Source organism: Paenibacillus sp. 01L418 (genome assembly GCF_056400045.1).
This window is the reverse complement of the sequence record NZ_JBFTSN010000740.1, coordinates 1-1,423: the sequence shown is the minus strand read 5'-3', so window position 1 is coordinate 1,423 and position 1,423 is coordinate 1. Positions and strand designations below refer to the sequence as shown.

General features: G+C 50.7%; 2 protein-coding genes. Both read left to right on the top strand.

What is annotated here, in order from left to right:
* Positions 1-511 (top strand): alkaline phosphatase family protein (locus tag AC1DSE_RS35240; protein WP_477529120.1); only part of this gene is annotated, 511 nt, incomplete at its 5' end.
* Positions 504-1,423: metallophosphoesterase family protein (locus tag AC1DSE_RS35235; protein WP_477529119.1), on the top strand; the 920-nt coding region annotated here is incomplete at its 3' end. The genes AC1DSE_RS35240 and AC1DSE_RS35235, both read left to right, overlap by 8 nt.

Sequence of the window (1,423 nt, the reverse complement as noted above, 5' to 3'; positions counted from 1 at the left end):
GCTTGTCTCTTCTCTTCTCGTATACATCGAAGAGAATCAGGACGTTCGTCTGTTGTTTCTACGACTGGATGAACCCGATGGCTCTGGACACCGTTACGGCTACGGAGATGATTGTCCGGAGTATTTAGCTGCGATAACTACTTGTGACGAACTAATCGGCAGTGTGTTGAAGCGATTAGAGAAGTTAGGTCTTATGGGAGATAGCTTAGTTGTAATTCTCACTGACCATGGCGGAGGCGGTGATAACAAATACAGCCATGGCAGCGCCCATCCAATGGACCGTGACGTATTCTGGGGCTGTATCGGACCTGGGATTAATAGCGGGCTTCTAAAAGGATCGGTATCCATTACAGATACAGCTGCAATTGCTGCACTTGCGCTAGGATTAACCTTGACTCAGCAATGGGATGCTCGCTTACCAGAGGGATTGCTTGATGACACATGGGCATCCAAGAGCATTACTATCGTAGATAGCATAACAGCTGACGCTGAGGAGTCCCACAATGGCTAAGACGCTGCGGTTTCGAGAAGATGGGAGCTTCAAAATTGTGCAGTTCACAGATCCCGAATTTTCTTCATACGAAGCGGAAGAACAAAGGATGGAAGCTATGATGCTAGGTATCCTGAAAGACGAGCAGCCTGATCTGGTCGTCTACACAGGAGATATCATTGCTTCAGCTGGTCACCCTAACCCGGTAGTCGCATTTCGACGCGCTTGCTCCGTGCCTGAGAGCTTGAACATCCCTTGGGCTGCTGTGTTTGGCAACCACGATACGGAAGGAACCGTCACGCGGGAGCAGCTTCATGCGCTGCAGCTAAGCTACCCGCATAATTATGCTAAGCCTGACCCACCTGGCATTCATGGCTCCGGTAATTATGTCCTTACCGTAGAAGGTAAAGAACGCGAAACGGCCGCAGCCCTTTATTTTCTGGATTCAGGCAGCTACTCTCCGCTGGAATATAACAGAATGGGCTATTATGATTGGATTCGCCGTGATCAGATTGATTGGTACACACGTGAGTCCTATCGACTTACCGGAAGCAACGGCGGAACGCCGCTGCCCTCCCTCGCCTTTTTTCACATACCGCTTCCTGAATATAACGATGTATGGGACTTCGGTGTCTGCTACGGAGAGCGTAATGCTCCTTTCTGCTGCGCACCTTGGGTGAATTCCGGTTTCTTCGCAGCTATGATCGAGATGGGCGATGTCATGGGCACCTTCGCTGGCCATGACCACGGTCACGATTTCTGGGGCGATTGGCATGGCATCCGTCTTTGCTATGGCCGCACGACCCGAAACGCATACCTGGATCGGCCCTTTTTAACAGGAGCGAGGGTCATTTCCTTGAAAGAAGGAGAACGAAGCTTCGATACTTGGCTGCACTTAGAGGATGGAACGGTGCTGTCAGAGCAGCCTAAGCA